General features: G+C 66.4%; 20 protein-coding genes and 1 pseudogene. 5 read left to right on the forward strand and 16 right to left on the reverse strand.

Features of this window, described 5'->3' with window-relative positions; translation table 11 throughout:
- The 10 genes and pseudogenes from V7082_RS06235 to V7082_RS06280 form a co-directional block, all read right to left on the reverse strand.
- Nucleotides 1-357: pseudogene (locus tag V7082_RS06235) on the reverse strand (threonine synthase); the annotation flags it as partial.
- A 101-nt stretch (nt 358-458) separates the two neighbouring features.
- Nucleotides 459-1,217: an SURF1 family protein gene (locus V7082_RS06240; RefSeq protein WP_334146842.1), complete on the reverse strand. Its 759-nt coding sequence runs from the start codon at nt 1,215-1,217 to the stop codon at nt 459-461.
- A 15-nt stretch (nt 1,218-1,232) separates the two neighbouring features.
- On the reverse strand, nt 1,233-1,625 hold the full coding sequence (locus V7082_RS06245) for a DUF983 domain-containing protein (protein ID WP_334146844.1): 393 nt from the start codon (nt 1,623-1,625) through the stop codon (nt 1,233-1,235).
- A gap of 102 nt (nt 1,626-1,727) precedes the next feature.
- Nucleotides 1,728-2,687: a cytochrome c oxidase subunit 3 gene (locus V7082_RS06250; protein ID WP_334146846.1), complete on the reverse strand. Its 960-nt coding sequence runs from the start codon at nt 2,685-2,687 to the stop codon at nt 1,728-1,730.
- 123 nt (nt 2,688-2,810) lie between these two features.
- Complete coding sequence (locus V7082_RS06255) at nt 2,811-3,398, reverse strand: cytochrome c oxidase assembly protein (RefSeq protein WP_334146848.1); 588 nt, start codon at nt 3,396-3,398, stop codon at nt 2,811-2,813.
- On the reverse strand, nt 3,395-3,646 hold the full coding sequence (locus V7082_RS06260; protein ID WP_334146850.1) for a hypothetical protein: 252 nt from the start codon (nt 3,644-3,646) through the stop codon (nt 3,395-3,397). Before V7082_RS06260 ends, V7082_RS06255 begins: the two co-directional genes overlap by 4 nt.
- The gene (locus tag V7082_RS06265) at nt 3,643-4,578 is read right to left on the reverse strand and encodes a heme o synthase (protein WP_334146852.1); all 936 of its coding nucleotides are present in this window, start codon (nt 4,576-4,578) and stop codon (nt 3,643-3,645) included. Before V7082_RS06265 ends, V7082_RS06260 begins: the two co-directional genes overlap by 4 nt.
- Before the next feature lie 152 nt (nt 4,579-4,730).
- Nucleotides 4,731-6,350: a cytochrome c oxidase subunit I gene (ctaD, locus tag V7082_RS06270; protein WP_334146854.1), complete on the reverse strand. Its 1,620-nt coding sequence runs from the start codon at nt 6,348-6,350 to the stop codon at nt 4,731-4,733.
- Nucleotides 6,351-6,433: 83 nt separating this feature from the next.
- Nucleotides 6,434-7,351, reverse strand: coding sequence for a cytochrome c oxidase subunit II (gene coxB / locus V7082_RS06275; RefSeq protein ID WP_334146856.1), 918 nt, complete (start codon nt 7,349-7,351; stop codon nt 6,434-6,436).
- A gap of 246 nt (nt 7,352-7,597) precedes the next feature.
- On the reverse strand, nt 7,598-7,837 hold the full coding sequence (locus V7082_RS06280) for a hypothetical protein (RefSeq protein ID WP_334146858.1): 240 nt from the start codon (nt 7,835-7,837) through the stop codon (nt 7,598-7,600).
- On the opposite strand from V7082_RS06280, the gene V7082_RS06285 reads away from it, so the two are divergent.
- Nucleotides 7,836-8,420 carry an invasion associated locus B family protein gene (locus V7082_RS06285; RefSeq protein WP_334146860.1) on the forward strand — a complete coding sequence of 195 codons (585 nt, stop codon included), beginning with the start codon at nt 7,836-7,838 and terminating at the stop codon, nt 8,418-8,420. The genes V7082_RS06280 and V7082_RS06285 overlap by 2 nt on opposite strands.
- Before the next feature lie 238 nt (nt 8,421-8,658).
- Here the strand turns inward: V7082_RS06285 and V7082_RS06290 are convergent, their stop codons facing one another.
- The gene (locus V7082_RS06290) at nt 8,659-9,138 is read right to left on the reverse strand and encodes a phasin family protein (protein WP_334146862.1); all 480 of its coding nucleotides are present in this window, start codon (nt 9,136-9,138) and stop codon (nt 8,659-8,661) included.
- 707 nt (nt 9,139-9,845) lie between these two features.
- Nucleotides 9,846-10,136 carry a hypothetical protein gene (locus tag V7082_RS06295; RefSeq protein WP_334146864.1) on the reverse strand — a complete coding sequence of 97 codons (291 nt, stop codon included), beginning with the start codon at nt 10,134-10,136 and terminating at the stop codon, nt 9,846-9,848.
- A gap of 245 nt (nt 10,137-10,381) precedes the next feature.
- On the opposite strand from V7082_RS06295, the gene bioB reads away from it, so the two are divergent.
- The 4 genes from bioB (at nt 10,382) to V7082_RS06315 (ending at nt 14,703) form a co-directional block, all read left to right on the forward strand.
- On the forward strand, nt 10,382-11,476 hold the full coding sequence (gene bioB, locus V7082_RS06300; RefSeq protein WP_334146866.1) for a biotin synthase BioB: 1,095 nt from the start codon (nt 10,382-10,384) through the stop codon (nt 11,474-11,476).
- A complete protein-coding gene (locus V7082_RS06305) occupies nt 11,449-12,582 on the forward strand; it encodes an 8-amino-7-oxononanoate synthase (protein WP_334146868.1) in 1,134 nt (377 codons plus the stop codon). The genes bioB and V7082_RS06305 overlap by 28 nt, the downstream gene beginning before the upstream one ends.
- Before the next feature lie 238 nt (nt 12,583-12,820).
- The gene (gene bioD / locus V7082_RS06310; RefSeq protein ID WP_334146870.1) at nt 12,821-13,447 is read left to right on the forward strand and encodes a dethiobiotin synthase; all 627 of its coding nucleotides are present in this window, start codon (nt 12,821-12,823) and stop codon (nt 13,445-13,447) included.
- The gene (locus tag V7082_RS06315; protein WP_334146872.1) at nt 13,447-14,703 is read left to right on the forward strand and encodes an adenosylmethionine--8-amino-7-oxononanoate transaminase; all 1,257 of its coding nucleotides are present in this window, start codon (nt 13,447-13,449) and stop codon (nt 14,701-14,703) included. Before bioD ends, V7082_RS06315 begins: the two co-directional genes overlap by 1 nt.
- 270 nt (nt 14,704-14,973) lie before the next feature.
- Here the strand turns inward: V7082_RS06315 and V7082_RS06320 are convergent, their stop codons facing one another.
- From V7082_RS06320 to V7082_RS06335, 4 genes are all read right to left on the reverse strand, one after another.
- The gene (locus V7082_RS06320) at nt 14,974-15,633 is read right to left on the reverse strand and encodes a thiopurine S-methyltransferase (protein WP_334146874.1); all 660 of its coding nucleotides are present in this window, start codon (nt 15,631-15,633) and stop codon (nt 14,974-14,976) included.
- Nucleotides 15,634-15,650: 17 nt separating this feature from the next.
- A complete protein-coding gene (argJ, locus tag V7082_RS06325; protein WP_334146876.1) occupies nt 15,651-16,898 on the reverse strand; it encodes a bifunctional glutamate N-acetyltransferase/amino-acid acetyltransferase ArgJ in 1,248 nt (415 codons plus the stop codon).
- A gap of 89 nt (nt 16,899-16,987) precedes the next feature.
- Nucleotides 16,988-17,317 (reverse strand): DMT family transporter, encoded by a 330-nt coding sequence (locus tag V7082_RS06330; RefSeq protein ID WP_334146878.1) that lies wholly within the window; start codon nt 17,315-17,317, stop codon nt 16,988-16,990.
- A 194-nt stretch (nt 17,318-17,511) separates the two neighbouring features.
- Nucleotides 17,512-18,444: a peptidylprolyl isomerase gene (locus tag V7082_RS06335; protein WP_334146879.1), complete on the reverse strand. Its 933-nt coding sequence runs from the start codon at nt 18,442-18,444 to the stop codon at nt 17,512-17,514.
- Between the last annotated feature and the right edge of the window lie 137 nt (nt 18,445-18,581).

The following is an 18,581-nucleotide window of genomic DNA, read 5'->3' on the forward strand; positions in this document are numbered from 1 at the left end:
GAGCAACTGCATGGCCACGTCCTTGAAGGCCAGCGTCGGCCCGTGGAACAGCTCCAGCACCCAGCGGTTGCGATCGATCTGCACGAGCGGCGTCACCGCGGGATGATCGAAGCGGCCATAGGCCTCGCGCGCCATGGCGTGCAACGCCGCCGCATCGATGGACGCGCCGACGAACGGAGCCATCACCTCCGTCGCGACATCCGCGAACGGCTTGCCCGCGAAGGCGGCGATGGTCTCCGGCGAAAGCGTCGGCCAGATCTCGGGAACGTAGAGCCCACCGTCGCGCGCGAGCCCGGCGAGAAGCACGTCCTCGAACGTCAGATCGGCCGCTTCGCCACGGGTGGAGATGTACGTCACGGGATCGCTGTCCTGGGTTGCAGGGCCGCCGGGCGCCTGCGGCTTCCGATCCTCAACGCTGTAAAGGCCCGCTCGCGCGGGATCAAGCCAACGCACGCGGATTAAGCGTGTGCCGCCCGCAGCCGCGTCCAGGCGAACGCCGCGAACACCGCGAGGAGCGTGCCCGCGAGCCCGAACCAGGTCAGCGCGTATTCGAGATGCCGGTTCGGAATGTCGAGGCGCGTGACGCCGCCTTTTGGCCAGCCCCCCGGATTGGCGGGCTCGGCCGTCGCATCGACGAAGAACGGCAGCACGCGCGCCCGATCCGCCTCCGGCAGCGAGCGCGCCATGGCCTCAAGATCGCGCCAATACCAGACGTTGCGGGCCGTATCGGGGTCAGGATCGAACCAGCCTCTGACGGCAGGCTTGCGCACGAGCCCCTGCACCGCCACCCGCCCCTCGACCTCGCCTGCCGCACGGCTTGCCGACTCCTTGAGCGCCTCCGGAACGAACCCGCGGTTGACGAACAGGATGTTGCCGCCCTCCGTCTCGAGCGGCGTGTAGATATGCCAGCCCGCCTCGCCGTCCTCGGTGGCAAACAGCCGCCGCTCGTCCGCATGCCGGAAGCGACCAGCGACCGAGACCGGCCGATACTCCTGTTGGCCGAGCGCCTTCCACGCTTCGGGCGGCTCTTCGAGCGGCGCCGGAGGCTTGCCGGTCTCAGCGGTGATGGCGGCGATCAGCCCTTCCTTCCAGGCGAGCCTCTGCAATTGCCAGACCCCGAGCCCGACGAGCAGGGGCAGCATCGCGAGCGTCAACGCGGCCGGCCAGATCAAGCTGCGCAATCCCGTCCGCCGTGTCGCCGTGTCCTCGCCCGTCATCGCATGCGCCCGCCGTCAATCCTTGGCCAACCGGCCTTCCTCGGCCTTGTGGGTCCACTGCAGGGCGATGAGGATCGCCTTCAGGAACCGGAGCAGTACGAACGCGAGCACCGGCGTCAGCACGCCCCACAGCACCACGTGCACCCACACCGGCGGTTCGAAGCGGAACTCGACGAACAACGCCGCGCCGAGCACGACGAACCCGAGGATCAGGATCGCGAACACCGCCGGGCCATCGCCCGTGTCGATGAACTTGTAATCGAGGCCGCACCCGCTGCACGCGGAGCGGAGCATCAGCCCGTTATGGAACAGCGGGCCGCGCCCGCAGCGGGGGCAACGCGCCATTACACCGGCCCGCACCGGATTGATGCCGCGATCCGGCCCGTCGTGACTGCCGCTTGCGCCCATGGCACCTCCTCGAAAAATGACAGGGGCCGGGCTCATTCGTCCCGACCCCCGAAGCTTACATCCAACGGGCGCAAGGCCCCTGTGTCTTAGCGCCCGGCTGTCTTAGTGCCCGGCACCCGGGTTGGCGCCGGCGCCCCAGACGTAGATGGCCGCGAACAGGAACAGCCAGACCACGTCGACGAAGTGCCAGTACCAGGCTGCCGCCTCGAAGCCGAAGTGCTGCTTCGGCGTGAAGGCGCCCCGGATCGCGCGGATGAGGCACACGAGCAGGAAGATGGTGCCGATGATCACGTGCGCGCCGTGGAAGCCGGTCGCCATGAAGAAGGCCGAGCCGTAGGCGTGGCCACCGAAGGTGAAGTTGGCGTGCTGGTACTCGTAGAACTGCAGCATCGTGAAGATCATACCGAGCACGACGGTCGCCACGAGGCCGAGCACGAGACCGCGACGGTCGTTCTTGAGAAGCGCGTGATGCGCCCACGTCACCGTGACGCCCGACGACAGCAGGATCAGCGTGTTGACCAGCGGAATGCCCCAAGGGTCGAACGTGCCCTTGAAGTAGCCCATGACCGGCGCGCCGGTCGCCGGGATCACGGCTTCCGTAGAATCGACCGGAACCGGCGGCCACTGCCCGCCGAACAGCTCGTTCCGCTGGACCATGCCGACGGCCGTGGTCATGTTGTCGAACGTATGCACGTCGCCGGGGAATAGGGCGAAATCGAAGTAAGCCCAGAACCAGGCCACGAAGAACATCACCTCCGAAGCGATGAAGAGGATGATGCCATAGCGTAGGTGGAGTTGCACGACCGGCGTGTGGTAGCCCTCGTTGGCTTCGACGATGACGTCGCGCCACCACGACGCGGCGGTGAGGACGAGGCCGAGGAAGCCGATCAGGAACAGCCACGGGCCGGAGAGGCCGAACAGGCCCGTCGCGCCTTCGCCGAGAGAGCGCATCCAGACGATGGCACCGATCGCCGTCACCAGCGCGGACACCGAAGCCACGATCGGCCAAGGGCTGGGATCGAGCAGATGATAGTCGTGTTGCTTGCCGTGCGCTTGGGCCATGTTCGTCTCCGTAAATCCCCGTTCGTTTACCCCGAGACATCCGGCTCGAACCCGAGACGGTGCCTGGATCGTCCTTCGTAACAAAACTCCGCCGGCCCGCCTCTCGGTCGCGCCGGAAACCCGTCAGCCTCCCTGCCGCGCGCCCTCGCTCCCCGTCTCGGCGGCCGGCGCTTCGGCTTTGGCGCCGCTCGCCACGGGATAGAACGTATAGGACAGCGTGATCTCCCTGATCACATGCGCATCGCGGTCCTCGGCGATCGACGGATCGACGAAGAACGAGACAGGCATGTCGACGCTCTCGCCCGGCGCCAGCGTCTGCTCGGTGAAGCAGAAGCACGCGATCTTGGCGAAGAAAGCGCCGGCGGCGTCCGGCGAGACATTGAAGCTCGCCGTGCCCTTGATCGTCTCCTGCGAGGTATTGTGCGCCTTGTAGACGGCGAGCGCCGTCTCGCCGAGCCTGACCACCATCGTGCGCTGCACCGGCTGGAAGTCCCACGGCATGCCGGGCGTCACGTTGGCGTCGAAGCGGACGACCATGGTGCGGTCGGAAACGGCGTCGGGGGCTTTTTCCGCCCGCATGGGCGTGCCGCCGTAGCCCGTGACCTGGCAGAAGATGCGGTAGAGCGGCACCGCAGCCCAGGTTGCAGCACCCATCATGACGAGAGCGCCGACGCACCAGAGCACGACCGTTCCGTTGCGCCCCCGGTTCATGGCGGACCGCCCTGGGGCTCAGCGCCGCGCGTGGCCTCGCCGCTTTGTGCGCCTGGCCCGAACCCGCCGACCGCCGTCGGTTGCCCGCCCATGCGCACGATCGTCGCCGCGTAGAACAGAAGCACGAGGAACGCGAGCCCGAACGCGATCGCCGTCGACCGCAAACGCTGCCGCCGGATGCGCCTGGCTTCCTCGTCGGGGCCGTTCACCGCTGCCACCTCGTCCCTTTCGATGTCGATCGTCCTCATGCGCCTACGATCTTTGTTGCGAGATGCTCGCCGAGGATCACTGCGAACAGGAGGAAGAGATAGAGGATCGAGAACCCGAACAGTTGCTTGGCCGCATGATCGGCTTCGCGCCCTTCCCGGATCCGCCACACCTTGGAGGCGAGATACAGGAACACGAGCCCGAGCACGACCGAGGTGGCCAGGTAGACGACGCCCCCGAGCCCAATGAAATAGGGCGCGACCGCCAGCGGCACGAGCACCAGCGAATAGAGGAGGATCTGCCGCCGCGTCTCGTCACCCCCGGCGACGACGGGCAGCATCGGCACGCCGACGCGCTCGTAGTCGCGGCAGCGATAGAGCGCCAGCGCCCAGAAATGCGGCGGCGTCCACATGAAGATGATGAGGAACAGGAGCACGCTTTCGATCGTCACCGTTCCCGTCGCGGCCGCCCACCCGATCATCGGCGGGAACGAGCCCGCGGCGCCGCCGATGACGATGTTCTGCGGCGTCCGCCGCTTGAGCCACATGGTGTAGAAGAAGACGTAATAGGCGATCGTCAGCGCCAGCAGCACGCCGGCCACCCAGTTGACGAGCACGCCGAGCGTCACGACCGACATGACGGAGAGCACCGAGCCGAACGCCAGCGCCTCCTCGGCGGTGACGCGCCCGCGCGGAATGGGGCGTGCGGCCGTGCGCGCCATGCGCGCGTCGATGTCTGCGTCATACCACATATTCAGTGCACCCGACGCGCCCGCACCGACCGCGATGCAAAGGATCGCGATTGCGGCGAGAACCGGATGCAGCGTGCCTGGCGCGGCGAACAGGCCCGCGAGCGAGGTGAACACCACGAGCGACATCACCCGCGGCTTCATGAGCTCGATAAAATCCCCGACCGAGGGCTCGGTGCTGGTGACGGCGTCCGTGAGTGCGCCTTCGGCTGTCAGTTCCTTCATCGTCTCCCATCCTCCCGCCGCGGGTTGCCCCCGCTCGTTTGAGGCGCGCAATTCTGCGTTGCGGCCCTGAAGGCGCGGCGGGTGCGGTGCACCCGCCGCGTGGTTCTATCGCCGGACGGTGGAGCATCACTCCGCCGTCTCGCGGGGCTCGCCTAGTGGTGCGAGCTGCCCGAGATACGCGGCAGCGTCTCGAACGAATGGAACGCCGGCGGAGACGGCAGCGTCCACTCGAGCGTCGTCGCGCCCGCGCCCCACGGATTGTTGCCGGCCGGCACCTTGCGGGCCAGCGCAACGAACACGCCGATGAAGAAGCAGAGCGTACCGACGGCCGTCATATACGAGCCGATCGACGAGACGTGGTTCCAGAATGCGTAGGCATCCGGATAGTCGACGTAGCGGCGCGGCATGCCGGCAAGGCCCAGGAAGTGCTGCGGGAAGAACAGCACGTTGGCGCCGATGAAGGTGATCCAGAAGTGCAGCTTGCCCCAGAAGTCCGAGTACATGTAGCCGGTCATCTTCGGGAACCAGTAGTAGTAGCCCGCGAAGATCGAGAACACGGCTCCGAGCGACAGCACGTAATGGAAGTGCGCGACGACGTAGTAGGTGTCGTGGAGCGCGCGGTCGACGCCCGCGTTCGCCAGCATGACGCCCGTCACGCCGCCGACCGTGAACAGGATGATGAAGCCCAAGGCCCAGATCATGGGCAGCTTGAACTGGATCGACCCGCCCCACATGGTCGCGATCCACGAGAAGATCTTCACGCCCGTCGGAACGGCGATGACCATCGTCGCGAACACGAAGTAGGCCTGCGTGTTGACCGAAATGCCGGCCGTATACATGTGGTGCGCCCACACGATGAAGCCGACGAGGCCGATGGCGACCATGGCGTAGGCCATGCCGAGATAGCCGAACACCGGCTTCTTCGAGAAGGTCGACACGATGTGGCTGATCATGCCGAAGCCCGGCAGGATCAGGATGTAGACCTCGGGGTGGCCGAAGAACCAGAACAGATGCTGGTAGAGCACCGGATCGCCACCGCCAGCCGGCGCGAAGAACGTCGTGCCGAAGTTACGGTCCGTGAGCAGCATGGTGATGGCGCCCGCGAACACCGGCAGCGAGAGAAGCAGCAGGAACGCGGTGATCAGCACCGACCAGGCGAACAGCGGCATCTTGTGCAGCGTCATGCCCGGTGCGCGCATGTTGAAGATGGTGGTGATGAAGTTGATGGCGCCGAGGATCGACGAGGCACCCGCCACGTGAAGCGAGAGAATCGCAAAGTCTACCGCTGGTCCCGGATGGCCCGCCGTCGAGAGCGGCGCATAGAGCGTCCAGCCCGAGCCGAGGCCGTGCATGCCGCTCGGCCCCTCGACGAACATCGAGATGAGGAGCAGCGTGAAGGCGACCGGTAGCAGCCAGAACGAGATGTTGTTCATGCGCGGGAACGCCATGTCCGGCGCGCCGATCATGAGCGGCACGAACCAGTTGCCGAACCCGCCCATTGTCGCCGGCATGACCATGAAGAACACCATGATGAGACCATGGCTGGTCACGAACACGTTGAACATGTGCGGGTTGGAGAAGTACTGCATGCCCGGCTCGGCGAGCTCGAGACGCATCACCACCGACAACCCTCCGCCGATCAGCCCCGTGATCATGGCGAAGATCAAGTACATCGTGCCGATGTCTTTGTGGTTCGTGGAGAACAGCCAGCGACGCAGCCCGGTTGGGGCGTGATCGTGAGCGTCGTGGCCGGCGTGTGCGGTGCTACCCATTGTTCGAAACCCTTGTTGACCTGGGTGTTTCCATTCTCAGTTCCAGTTGGCCGTCGCGCCCTCCGGGGGGCGACGCCCGCTGCTTAGCGCGCTTGCGACGAGGAGCTGTCGGCGACGGTCTTGTGACCGGCCTGCTCGAGGGCGACCTTGTCGAGGATTTCGCGCGCTTTCTTCTTGTCCTTGGCCTGCATGGCGCCGGCCCACTCGTTGAACACGCTCTCGGAGACGACGCGCACCGCAATCGGCATGAACGCGTGGTTCAGTCCGCACAGCTCCGAGCACTGGCCGTAGAACATGCCTTCCCTCTCGGCCTCGAACCACGTCGCGGTGATCCGGCCGGGCACGGCATCCGTCTTCGACGCGAACGACGGGATGGTCCAGTTGTGGATGACGTCGTTCGAGGTCACGAGCACGTGCACGACCTTGTTGACCGGCACGACGATCTCGTTGTCGACCGAGAGCAGCCGCGGCGAAGGAATGCCCTTCTGCTCGCGCTCGGCCACCTCTTCGTCGGTCAGCATGTTCGAGGTGATCGTGAAGTTGCCGTAATCGGGATATTCGTGCTCCCAGAACCAGGCGTTGCCGATCGCCTTGATGGTGAGATCGGGCTTCGGATAGGTGAACTGGTTCATCAGAAGCTTGAACGAGGGAATGGCGATCACCACCAGGATCAGGATGGGGATCACGGTCCAGGCGACCTCAAGCAGCGTGTGATGCGTGGTCGTGCTCGGCGTCGAATTGCGCCGCTCGTTGAAGCGGAACATCACATAGAGGAGCAGGATCAGGACGAAGATGGCGATGGCGATGATGATGGTGTTGGTCAGATTGTAGAAGCTGTGCAGCTCATGCGCGATCGGCGAAGCGGCTTCCTGCAGGCCCATCTGGCCCGGCAGGGCATGCCCCAACCCGGCGTTGGCCATGGCCGCCCCCGGCGCCAGAAGCAAGGCCATGAGCCCGGCCAGCGCCGTCTGAGGCATGCACTTGAAAATCCATTTCAGCATCATCCGCTCCCCGATCCGTATCCCGGCAACAGCTGCCGGATATCTCCCTGATGTCGGTCGTTCGACCTGCCGACCGTTCCTGCCCGGCGTGCCGCCGATTCGGCGAGGACGATCCGAAAGCCGCGTTTCGCTGCACTCGCCATCTGGAGCGCGCGCGGCAACGTCGGAGTCCCCCACACCGACACACAGCACAATCTTCAATCTTGTCTCAAGTCAAGTTTTCTGCGTCATAACCACGCGTTGTCATCACGGAAGACGCAGACGACGGTTTTGCATTGCACCATGCGCCTGCTCTAAATACTGATATACATCAGCCAAAAAGAGCCGTTTCAGACGCAAAAAGAGACGTACGCGGGCCTCGTAAGAGAGTCGCACTTTAGCCCTTTTTCTCACCGAGACGAACGGAGCGCGGTCAGGACGCACCGGTGGTTTGCAGTCGTTAGGCGCCGTGCGATCGCGGCTCATCGAGGGCATTTCGATTCTCATGGCATTCTCTGACGGCAGTCCGGTACGGCTCGCGAGCAACGCCCGGCGCAACAGGCTCGGCATCTTGTGTGCTGCGCTAGGCGCGGTGCTGGCGGTGCTTCCCGCGGCGGTCATGGCTCAGGATGCGAAACAGGCCGCGTTGCAGCAGCAGTTCGAGGGCGAGGTGAAAGGCCAGTACGGCGACTGGCAGTACGTCTGCAAGCCGCCCCCGGCGGGCGCCAAGAACGAGGTCTGCGCGCTGGTTCAGAGCGTGACGGCCGAAGACCGCAAGAACGTCGGCCTAACCATCTATTTCCAGAAGTTCTCGAACGGCACGAAGGTGCTGCGCGTGTTTGCGCCGGTCGGCGTGCTGCTGCCGCCGGGCATCGGCCTCAAAGTCGACGGCGCCGACATCGGCCACGCACCGTTCCTGCGCTGTCACACCTTCGCCTGCTATGCCCAGGTGACGGTCGACGACAAGCTGATCGACCGGCTGAAGACCGGCAAGACGGCGATCTTCATCATCTTCCAGACCGAGGAAGCCGGCATTGGCATCCCGATCTCTCTCGCGGGCTTCGGCGACGGGTTGAGCGCGCTCAACTAGGTTGCGGCGTACGGATGGGCATTGACGCGGGGATGGTCGCGCGGCCGCAACCGGCGGCGCAAAGGATCGCGCCGCTCAGGGGTTAAGGCAGCGTGCTTGAGGAGAGATCATGCCGCGCAACGACGGGAGCGAAGGGACGCTCTTTCGCTCCGCATCGGCTGCAGACCTCCGCACACGGAAACGCCCGGAGCCTACAGGCACCGGGCGCTTGATGAGTGTCGCGATGTAAAGCGCGCGACTAGGCGACGCGGCGCTGCGGCTTGCCGACCGTCGGCTCGCTCCGCTGAGGCGCGCTGTCCTTGGCGCCGTTGAAAGTGATGTAGTCGCGCTCTGCAACGCCCGGCCGTCCGTTCGAGTAGATCCAGACGTCGGTGCCCGCCCACGTGTCGAAGATCTTGCGGTAGGTCTCGCCATACTGCTCGGCGGCCGTACGCCAGAAGGCCATCTGCTCGTTCATGAGGTCTTGCGGAGAGCGGCATTGCGCAAGGCGTGCCGGAATTTGCAGGTAGGCTTGCGTCCGCCGGTTCGCGAGCCCGCAGACCTCTAGTTGGCAACGCGCCGCGGCTTTGACCGGAGCGCTCAACCGTTGCGGCACCGCTCCGTTGGCATCGGCCTGCAGCAGACCCATGCTCTCGAAGGCCGTGACGCAGCTCTGGACCATCGGTCCGAAGGGTCCGAATATGTTCGGATCGAAATCCGTGGGGTGCCCCATCGCCATCGCATCTACTCCCTTAATACGCGGACCAGGGGACTTGGCCCTGATCTCATGATTGCTGGGCCAAGCGTAGGCACGGCTTGCCCCGAATGCAAATGATCAGAATCAATTCTATAAGAGGAGGACAATAACGAAATGTTGATAAGTATTGACGCTTCGAGCCGCCTTCTCGGATACAGCGATGATTTCCAAGGGTTGCTGCATCAAGCGCCGTAAGTGGATGATCCAAGCGCGCTAAAGGGATGCAGAATCGTGCTTCGGAGATCGTTGCGAAGGCTCGAAACCAACCCGCGCTGTTCAACGCCAAGCGCCACGAGGCTGTCGCGACGGCCTGATGCGACGTGTCGCCGCGGCCTCCGTCGCGAGAGAGGCGCTTGGCGGCACGCGGCCGCCGAGTGACCGATAAGGCCGCTGCCCGCGCGCCGCTCACTTCCCACGCGCGCCATCGGGCCGCCCGCGAAACGCACGCCACCCTCGGCAGCATGCCGCCCCTCAAAACGAACCCGGCGGCTGAGACTCGGACGCCGGCGTCCCTGGTCCGCCGGGCATAGCGCTGCAGTCGCGCGCCGGCCGATTTCAAGGCGGACGCACACCGCAGCTGCCGCCATCATCGCCCGCAAAGGCGCCAGCCGGGCCGCAGGGAAACCCGATCGCAGGGAAGAGCGCGGCCGGCACACCCCGCGCGGGGTGTGCCGGGAGTGAGCTGAGGATCAGCCGACGAGCTTGAGCTTGATGATACCGAGCACAAGCGCGGTGACCGCACCGCCGACGCCGCCCGTGGCAAAGCCGTTGACGACGGCGTTGACATCGAGGCCCGAGGTCGCGGCCGCGCCGCCGAGGCCGAGCAGCGAACCCAGCAGCTGGCCGACGATCCCGCCGCCCAGCGCGCCGGCGATGGTATTGCCGAGCGTCCCGAGAGAATCGTTCTTGGTAACGGCGGCCGCGGCGTTGCCGCCGATCGCGCCGCTTGCGGCTTGGATGAGCAGTTGTGTCAGATCCATGGTCGTCTCCCCTTTGGCTCAGCGTCTCCACCGTCGATCGGCCAGAATCGCAAACGAGCCGGAACGGAGCCTTCCACCGCTCTCGCACGAGCGCAAGCCGCCATTGCTCTGTTATGGTTGACAATCCATCCTTAAAATTCTCCGGTGTTGCGGCGCCGGAGTCGTAGCTGGTCCGCAAATGGGCCTTGCCGTCCCGTCCCTTCGCAGTGCAAACATCGAGGATCGCCAGCCGGAGAGAGCCCTCGATGAACGTTCACGTCGTCCAGATGCCTGCCAGCGCCTCCGAGCCGGTCCGCCACGACTGGACCCGGGCCGAGGCGCAGGCGATCCACGACCTGCCTTTCAACGATCTCCTGTTCCGGGCCGCGACCGTCCAGCGGCGCCACTTCGACCCCAACAAGGTCCAGCTCGCGCGCCTGCTCTCCATTAAAACCGGCGGCTGCGCCGAGGACTGCGGCTACTGCAGCCAGTCCGCCCACCACGCAGCGGGCACCGGCCTCAAGGCGTCGAAGCTCATGGAGGTCGAGCGCGTCCTCGACGAGGCGCGGAAAGCCAAGGCCCAGGGCGCGACCCGCTACTGCATGGGTGCGGCCTGGCGCTCGCCCAAGAGCCGCGACATGGACACCGTCGTCGCCATGGTCGAAGGCGTAAGCGCGCTCGGCATGGAGACCTGCATGACGCTCGGCATGCTCTCCGACGACGACGTCGTGAAGCTCAAGGATGCCGGCCTCGACTACTACAATCACAACATCGACACCTCCGAGCGCTATTATTCCGAGATCGTCAAGACGCGCACGTTCGCCGACCGGCTCGACACGCTGGCCCGCGTGCGCGAAGCGGGCATCAAGGTCTGCTCGGGCGGCATCGTCGGCCTCGGCGAGACCGTCGAGGATCGCATCGACATGCTGGTGACGCTCGCCAACCTCGACGAGCACCCCGAGAGCGTGCCGATCAACATGCTGATCCCGATCCCGGGCACGCCGCTCGAGGATCGCGAGAAGGTGGATCCCATCGCCTTCGTGCGCATCATCGCGCTCGCCCGCATCATGATGCCGGCTTCGTTCGTGCGTCTCTCCGCGGGGCGCACCGAGATGAGCGAGGAGACCCAGGCCCTCTGCTTCTTCGCGGGCGCCAACTCGATCTTCTGCGGCGACACTCTGCTCACGGCCGACAACCCCGGCGAGGACAAGGATCAGGCGCTGTTCCGCAAGCTCGGCCTTGAGCCGATGCCGCTTGAGACCGAGGCCGGCGCCACGCCGGAGACCGAAGCAGACACGGAGCATGCCGGCTGCGGCTGCTCCGGAACCGCATCATGTCAGACAGCCACGAGCGGGCGCTGAAGGCGCTCGAGCGGCGGGGACGCCTGCGGGCCTTGAGCCCCCGCAGCGGCGTCGATTTCTCGTCCAACGACTATCTCGGCCTCGCCGCCTCGCGCGAGTTGGCCGAAGCCGTCGCCCGCGCGCTCGACCGCGGCGTTGCCGTGGGCGCCGGCGGCTCGCGGCTTCTGCGCGGCAACGACCCCGAGCACGAGGCCTTGGAGGCCGAGGCGCAGGCGTTCTTCGGCGCGGAGAGCTGCCTTTACTTCGGCGGCGGCTTCCTCGCCAACTACGCGCTCTTCTCGACGCTGCCCGCGCGAAACGACCTCGTCGTGCACGACGCGCTGATCCACGCCAGCGTCATCGACGGCATGCGCGCCGGCAAGGCCGCTACGGTCGCGGCCGCACACAACGACGCCCAGGCCTTCGACGACGCCATCGGGCGCTGGCGGTCCGAAGGCGGCACGGGTCGCCCCTGGATCGCCGTCGAAAGCCTCTATTCCATGGACGGCGACCGCGCGCCGCTCGCGGACCTCATCGCCATTGCCCGGCGCCACGACGGCATGCTCGTCGTCGACGAGGCCCACGCAACGGGCGTGTTGGGACCGGACGGTCGCGGCCTCGCCCATGCGCTCGAAGGCGCGCCCGACGTCATCTCGCTCCACACCTGCGGCAAGGCGCTCGGCGCCAGCGGCGCGCTGCTGCTCGCTCCGCGCCTCGTCCGCGATTACCTCGTCAACCGCGCGCGCGCCTTCATCTATGCCACCGCCCCGTCGCCGCTGATGGCCGCCACCGTGCGCGCGGCACTCCGCATCGTGCACGACGACCCCGGCCGCCGCGAGCGCCTGGCAAACCTCGTCGCCTTCGCCGGCCGCGCGCTCGAGCGCCGCTGCACGATCACGCCTTCGGGCTCCCACATCCAGCCCGTGATCCTGGGCACCGACGAGCGCGCCGTCTCGATCGCCAGGGCCCTCGTTGCCGGCGGCTTCGACGTGCGCGCCGTGCGCCCGCCGACCGTGCCCGAAGGCACCGCGCGCCTGCGCATCTCTCTCACCCTCAACGCCGGCGAGGACGCCACCGCCCGCCTGCTCGACACGCTCGCCGCACTCCTCGAGCAGGTGCCGGCATGACGCAACCTCAGAGTCCTGATGTGAGGCCTTGCCGCGCCATTTTCACAGGGCACGAAGCTGCCCGAACACTCAATACCGACAGCAGAAGTATCTGGACCCCGACCTCCGTCGGGGTGACGTTGCGAGTAGGCGCTCCGCGCGCTCATCTTCTACCGTCATCCCGGCGAAGGCCGGGATCCAGCCACGTCTCGAACCGGCGCAAAAGCTCTCTCTGGCGAAGAGCAGGAGCCCCACGAGCATGACGCAGGGCCTCATCGTTACGGGAACGGACACCGGCGTCGGCAAGACCGTCTTCGCGGCCGCACTCGCGGGCGCGCTTCAGGCGACCTACTGGAAGCCGATCCAGTGCGGCCTCGCCGACGGCGGCGACAGCACCCGCGTGCAGGAGCTCGCCGGCCTCGCGCCCGATCGCATCCTGCCCGAAGCCTATCGGCTCGCGATGCCGGCCTCGCCCCACCGCGCTGCGGAAGCCGAAGAGATCGAGATCAGCCTCTCCAGGCTCGGCCTTCCCGAGGTCAGCGGCCCCCTCGTCGTCGAAGGCGCGGGCGGCCTCATGGTGCCTCTCAATCGGCAGGCGCTGATGATCGACCTCTTCGCCTGGTGGCGCCTCCCCGTCGTGCTGGTCGCCCGCACCGCGCTCGGCACCATCAACCACAGCCTGCTCTCCATCGAGGCGCTGAACGGCCGCAACATCCCGATCCTCGGCATCGCCTTCGTCGGCGAGGAGATCGCCGACACCGAGCGCACCATCACCGAGATGGGCAACGTCCGACGCCTGGGCCGCCTGCCGCTGCTCGACACGCTGACGCCGGCCAAGCTGGCAGCCGCCTTCGCGGCAGGCTTCCGCGTCGAGGACTTCCGCTGATGGCGCGCACGACCCTTTGGCACCCCTTCACGCAGCACGCCGTCGAGCCCGATCCAATCCCGATCGTCCGCGGCGAAGGCGCCTGGCTCGAGACCCGCGACCGTCGCCGCATCCTGGACGCGATCTCGTCGTGGTGGGTCGTGACGCACGGCCATCGCTACGCGCCGATCGTCGCCGCCATCCACGAGCAGATCGACAGGCTCGACCAGGTGATCTTTGCGGGCTTCACCCACGATCCCGCCGAGAAGGTAGCGAGCAAGCTCATCGGCCGGGCGCCGTGCGGCCTGGCCCACGTCTTCTTTTCCGACAGCGGATCGACGGCGGTCGAGGTGGCGCTCAAGATGGCGCTCGGCTACTGGCGCAACATCGGCGAGCCCAGAACGCGGATCGCCGCCCTCGACCACGGCTATCACGGCGACACCGTCGGCACCATGTCGGCCGGCAGCCGCGGCGTCTTCAACGCCGCCTACGAGCCGCTGCTGTTCGACGTGGTGCGCATTCCGTTCCCGTACGCGGGCCGCGAGCAGGAGACGCTCGACGCCCTCGAGGCCGCCGCCCGCGAGGCCCCACTCGCCGCCTTCATCGCCGAGCCCTTGATTACGGGTGCCGGCGGCATGCTGATCTACGGCGCCGGGACGCTGGCCGAGATGAAGCGCATCTGCGAGGGTCACGGCGCGCTCTTCATCGCCGACGAGGTGATGACCGGATGGGGCCGCACCGGCACGCTGTTCGCCTGCGAGCAGGCCCGGGTCGCGCCCGACATCCTCTGCCTCGCCAAGGGCCTCACCGGCGGATCGCTGCCCCTCGCCGCGACCCTTGCCACGCCCCGCATCTTCGAAGCGCACTATTCTGAGGACCGGTCGCGCACGTTCTTTCATTCGTCGAGCTATACGGCCAATCCCGTGTGCTGCGCCGCGGCGCTTGCCAACCTGACGATCTGGGAGACGGAGCCCGTCCTCGAGCGCATCGCCACGCTCGAGCGCCTCCAGGAAGAGAGCCTCGCCGCATTGGCGGATGACCCGAGGTTTATGAACCCGCGCCGGCTCGGCACCATCGCCGCGGTGGACGTAAAGGTCCCCGACGGCGGTTATCTCGCCGCGGCCGGCCCCGCGCTACGCGCGCACTTTCTCGATCGCGGTGTGCTGCTGCGCCCGCTCGGCAATACGATCTACGTGATGCCGCCCTACTGCACGACCGCCGCCGACCTGCATCTCGTCTACGACGCCATCCGCTCCGCCCCTGACGCACTTGCATGAAACGGTTCATTTGCGGAGCTCGCTTAGAGCGCTTCCGTTTCAGGTGGAAACAGCGCCTCGGCCCGCGGACGCGGGTCTGGGCTCCGGCCTTCGCCGGAGTGACGGTGAGGTTGGGCTGCTGCATTCCACAATGACGACGTCATCCCAGCGTCATGGCGGAGCCATGCTGCGCATGGACGGGCGGAGCCATGCTCCGCAGGGACGGCCGGGATCCACGCAAGCTTCAGCGCTCACGACGCCGAAAGCTGTGCATCCAGCCGTTGCGGCAGATCATCCGCCTTTGGGCCGCAGCACGTAGGCCGCCTCATCGAGCGCGGTGACGCCGCGCCGGGTGAGGTTGGGGCTCTGCGCGAGACCGTCGCGCGTCTCGCAGATGCCGATGTCGTAATCGCGTCCGAAGAGCTCCGTCACCTGCGCGAGCGACGTGGAGAAGGGCGGGCCTGCGATCTGCCCGTCGGGGTACGAGAGGGAGATCAGCAGCATCGGCGCGGCCGGCACGAGGCGGCGGAGCGTTTGCACATAGCGCGCCTGCAGGCTCGGCGGGAACGCCACCAGCGCCGCACGGTCGTAGACGGCCGTCACACCCGCCACCGCCTCGGCAGGCAGTGCGAAGATATCGCCGCACCAGATGGTGATCGGCCCGGCCGTGCGCACCGTGAACGGCCCGACCGAGCGCGTGTCCGCCGCGACGCCTTGCTCGCGGAAGAAATCGTCGACCGCGAGCGGCGACAGCTCGACACCGACCACCCGGTAGCCCAAAGCGGCAAGCCAAGCCATGTCGAGGCTCTTCCCGCAGAGCGGCACGAGCACCGCGCCCTCCGGCGCGAAGCCGAGCGCCGGCCAGTGCGCCGGCAGGAGATCGTTGCCGGACGTCTGATGAAATCCGATCTCGCCGTTTTGCCAGCGCTCGATCCAGAAGTCGGGGGTCACGGGCCGCCTCCTTTTTTCTAGCTGCGATAGTCCGCGTTGATCGACACGTAGTCGTGCGTGAGGTCACACGTCCACACGTGTCCCGACGCTTCGCCCACGCCGACGTTGATGCGGATCACGATCTCGCGGTTCTTCATATAGGCCGCGACCGCCGGCTCGCTATAGTCGGCGGCCCGCTCGCCATCCCGCGCCACGCAATGATCGCCGAACCAGATCGAGAGCGCATCGCGGTCCGCCGCCTCCCCCGATTTTCCGACCGCCATCACGACGCGGCCCCAATTGGGATCCTCGCCCGCGATCGCCGTCTTGAGGATCGGCGAGTTGGCACACGAAAGCGCGATCCTGCGCGCCGCCGCGGCGCTCTCCGCCCCCTCGACGACGAAGGTGACGAACTTCGACAGCCCCTCGCCGTCCTTCGCCACCTGGATGGCGAGATCCTGCATCAGATCGTGCAGCGCCGCCGAAAAGGCCCTGAGCTTCTTCGACCCGACCTTTGTCACGGGCTCTTGCCCGCGCGCCCGAGCCGCTCCCGTCGCGAACACGAGGCACGTGTCGCTGGTCGAGGTGTCGCCGTCCACCGTCATCGCGTTGAACGTCGTCTCGACATGCTCGTCGAGCAGCGCCTGCAGCGGCTCGGCGGCGATCGCGGCATCCGTGAAGATGAAGCAGAGCATCGTCGCCATGTCGGGCGCGATCATCCCGGCGCCCTTGCAGAAGCCGTTGATCGTCACCTCGACGTCGCCGATGAGCGCCTTGCGCGTCGCGAGCTTGGGATAGGTGTCCGTGGTCATGATGGCGCGCGCCGCCGCCTCGAAGGCATCGGGCTGGGCGCTCTTGACCAGCCCATCGATGAGATGCGCGAATTTCTCCGCTTCGAGCGGCTCGCCGATCACCCCGGTCGACGCGACGAAAACGTCGTGGCGGGTGCAATCGGCAGCCTTGGCTCCGGCCTCGACCGTGAGATCGACGGCCTCGCGGCCACGTTTGCCGGTGAACGCATTCGCGTTGCCGGAGTTGACGATCAAAAGCCGCGCCGTGCCTTTCTTGAGGTGCTTGCGGCAGGCGAGCACGGGCGCCGACGCGGTCTTGGACTGCGTGAGCACGCCGGCCACCGTCGTGCCGTCCGCGAGCACCGCGACCATCAGATCCGTTCGCCCCCGATAGCGGATGCCCGCTTCGGCCGTGGCAAACCGCACGCCGTCGATGGGAGCGAGGCGGACGAGGGTCTCGGGTACGAACGGCGAGCGCGTGGCAATGGATCCCATGGGAAGCTCCGGCGAGAACGACGATGTCGGCCGATGAAGCCGACGGCGGCGAAACGATGGACCGGCGGCGTCCCGAGGTCGCGGGACAATCAACCCGCCGTCTGAGACAGCACCTGCAGCACGAACACGCCCGCGATGATGAGAGCGATGCCAAGGAGCGCCGCAAAATCGAGTTTCTGCCCGTAGATCATCAGTCCCGCGATCGAGATCAGCACGATGCCGATACCGGACCAGATGGCATACGCCACGCCCATCGGAATGGTTCTGAGCGCGATCGAGAGAAAATAGAAGGCGGCGCCGTACCCGATCACGACGACGACCGAGGGCCAGAGGTTCCGGAACCCGTCGGCCGCCTTCAACGCAGAGGTCGCGGTAACTTCCGACAGAATGGCAATGATCAAGGCAAGTTGACTGGACATCCGTGCTTCCCAAGCTGGCGCATTTTTTTGCGGCATAGCATTCCGCGCACGGGTACACCAGCGCCGGGAGCCCGACAGTCATTGTACGGAGCCTGATAGTCATTGGGCGGAGAGCCCAATAGCCATGATGGGCAGAGAGACCAATATAAGCCGACCACGGCCTGATAGACGCCCTCACGACGGGATGAGGCCGCCTAATCCTTCTTCTGCTCCTCGGCGCCCATGCTCTTCATCTGATCGTTCATCTGCTCTTCCATGAGCTTCTTCTTGGCCGCCGCGATCGCCGTCTCCTTGCGCACGTCCTCGGCCATGGCGGGATCGACATACTCGATCGTGGCCTTGCCGCGCAGATCCGACGCCACCTGCTGGCCCTTCTGCTGCACCATGCTGTTGACGATCTGGTCCTTGACCTCCTCGTAGGTCGGCAGCGGCTTCGTGCGCCGGTCCTCGACCTTGATCACGTGCCAGCCGAACTTGCTCTGCACGGGTTTCGAGACCTCGCCCGTCTTGAGGGCGAAGGCTGCGTCCTCGAACTCCTTCACCATCTGTCCTCTGGTGAAATACCCGAGCTTGCCGCCGTCGGCCTTGGAGCCGGGGTCCTGCGAATAGTCCGCGGCGAGCTTGGCGAAGTCCTCGCCCTTGCCGACCTTGTCGTAGACCTCGCCGGCCTTCGCCTCGGTCTCGACCAGGATGTGGCGCGCATCGACCTCTTCCTCGGGGGGGATCATCTTGACCTTGTCGTCATAGATCCCGCGCACCAGCCCATCGCCGATCGCGCCCTTGATGGAGGCCTCGTAGTAGGCATCGCGCTTGGCGCGCATGATCCAGTAGGCTTGCCGCTTCTCGAAATCCGGCCCGCTCGAGAGCTTCTCTCCATCGGCGGCGTCCGCAAAAAGGCGCATCTCGATCAGGAATTCGACCAGGATCCGCCGGCGCTTGTCCGCGGGCAGGCTGGCGATCTCCGGGCCGATCTCGGCTTCCACGAGCTTGAGATCGGATTCCCGGATCTCCTGTCCGTTGATCTTCGCAACCACCGCATCCTCGGCCATGGCGGGGCCGGACACGGAGAGAAGCATCCCCCCTGCGATCGCAAGCGCGGCGAGGCGGACGATTTTGGCTCGTTTCACGGGGGTTGGCTCCTGGGATCTGAAAGGCCGGGTGCGCGCGGGAAACGCCCTCGGGTTGCGGCCTGGGGACGGGCATGCCCGGAAGGCACGCGCGGCACCGGAAAATTCGCGGCATCCATAGACCACGCGGCGTTCCC

This window comes from Hyphomicrobium sp., assembly GCF_036833075.1.
Classification (GTDB): Bacteria; Pseudomonadota; Alphaproteobacteria; order Rhizobiales; family Hyphomicrobiaceae; genus Hyphomicrobium_C.

What these genes read in the sequence shown, in the direction of transcription:
- V7082_RS06240 (WP_334146842.1), bottom strand. Translation starts at nt 1,217, where the DNA reads ATGACGGGCGAGGACACGGCGACACGGCGGACGGGATTGCGCAGCTTG.
- V7082_RS06260 (WP_334146850.1), bottom strand. Translation starts at nt 3,646, where the DNA reads ATGAGGACGATCGACATCGAAAGGGACGAGGTGGCAGCGGTGAACGGC.
- V7082_RS06285 (WP_334146860.1), top strand. Translation starts at nt 7,836, where the DNA reads ATGGCATTCTCTGACGGCAGTCCGGTACGGCTCGCGAGCAACGCCCGG.
- V7082_RS06305 (WP_334146868.1), top strand. Translation starts at nt 11,449, where the DNA reads ATGTCAGACAGCCACGAGCGGGCGCTGAAGGCGCTCGAGCGGCGGGGA.
- V7082_RS06255 (WP_334146848.1), bottom strand. Translation starts at nt 3,398, where the DNA reads ATGAACCGGGGGCGCAACGGAACGGTCGTGCTCTGGTGCGTCGGCGCT.
- argJ (WP_334146876.1), bottom strand. Translation starts at nt 16,898, where the DNA reads ATGGGATCCATTGCCACGCGCTCGCCGTTCGTACCCGAGACCCTCGTC.
- V7082_RS06250 (WP_334146846.1), bottom strand. Translation starts at nt 2,687, where the DNA reads ATGGCCCAAGCGCACGGCAAGCAACACGACTATCATCTGCTCGATCCC.
- bioB (WP_334146866.1), top strand. Translation starts at nt 10,382, where the DNA reads ATGAACGTTCACGTCGTCCAGATGCCTGCCAGCGCCTCCGAGCCGGTC.
- V7082_RS06245 (WP_334146844.1), bottom strand. Translation starts at nt 1,625, where the DNA reads ATGGGCGCAAGCGGCAGTCACGACGGGCCGGATCGCGGCATCAATCCG.
- coxB (WP_334146856.1), bottom strand. Translation starts at nt 7,351, where the DNA reads ATGCTGAAATGGATTTTCAAGTGCATGCCTCAGACGGCGCTGGCCGGG.
- V7082_RS06280 (WP_334146858.1), bottom strand. Translation starts at nt 7,837, where the DNA reads ATGAGAATCGAAATGCCCTCGATGAGCCGCGATCGCACGGCGCCTAAC.
- ctaD (WP_334146854.1), bottom strand. Translation starts at nt 6,350, where the DNA reads ATGGGTAGCACCGCACACGCCGGCCACGACGCTCACGATCACGCCCCA.
- V7082_RS06315 (WP_334146872.1), top strand. Translation starts at nt 13,447, where the DNA reads ATGGCGCGCACGACCCTTTGGCACCCCTTCACGCAGCACGCCGTCGAG.
- V7082_RS06295 (WP_334146864.1), bottom strand. Translation starts at nt 10,136, where the DNA reads ATGGATCTGACACAACTGCTCATCCAAGCCGCAAGCGGCGCGATCGGC.
- V7082_RS06265 (WP_334146852.1), bottom strand. Translation starts at nt 4,578, where the DNA reads ATGAAGGAACTGACAGCCGAAGGCGCACTCACGGACGCCGTCACCAGC.
- bioD (WP_334146870.1), top strand. Translation starts at nt 12,821, where the DNA reads ATGACGCAGGGCCTCATCGTTACGGGAACGGACACCGGCGTCGGCAAG.
- V7082_RS06330 (WP_334146878.1), bottom strand. Translation starts at nt 17,317, where the DNA reads ATGTCCAGTCAACTTGCCTTGATCATTGCCATTCTGTCGGAAGTTACC.
- V7082_RS06290 (WP_334146862.1), bottom strand. Translation starts at nt 9,138, where the DNA reads ATGGCGATGGGGCACCCCACGGATTTCGATCCGAACATATTCGGACCC.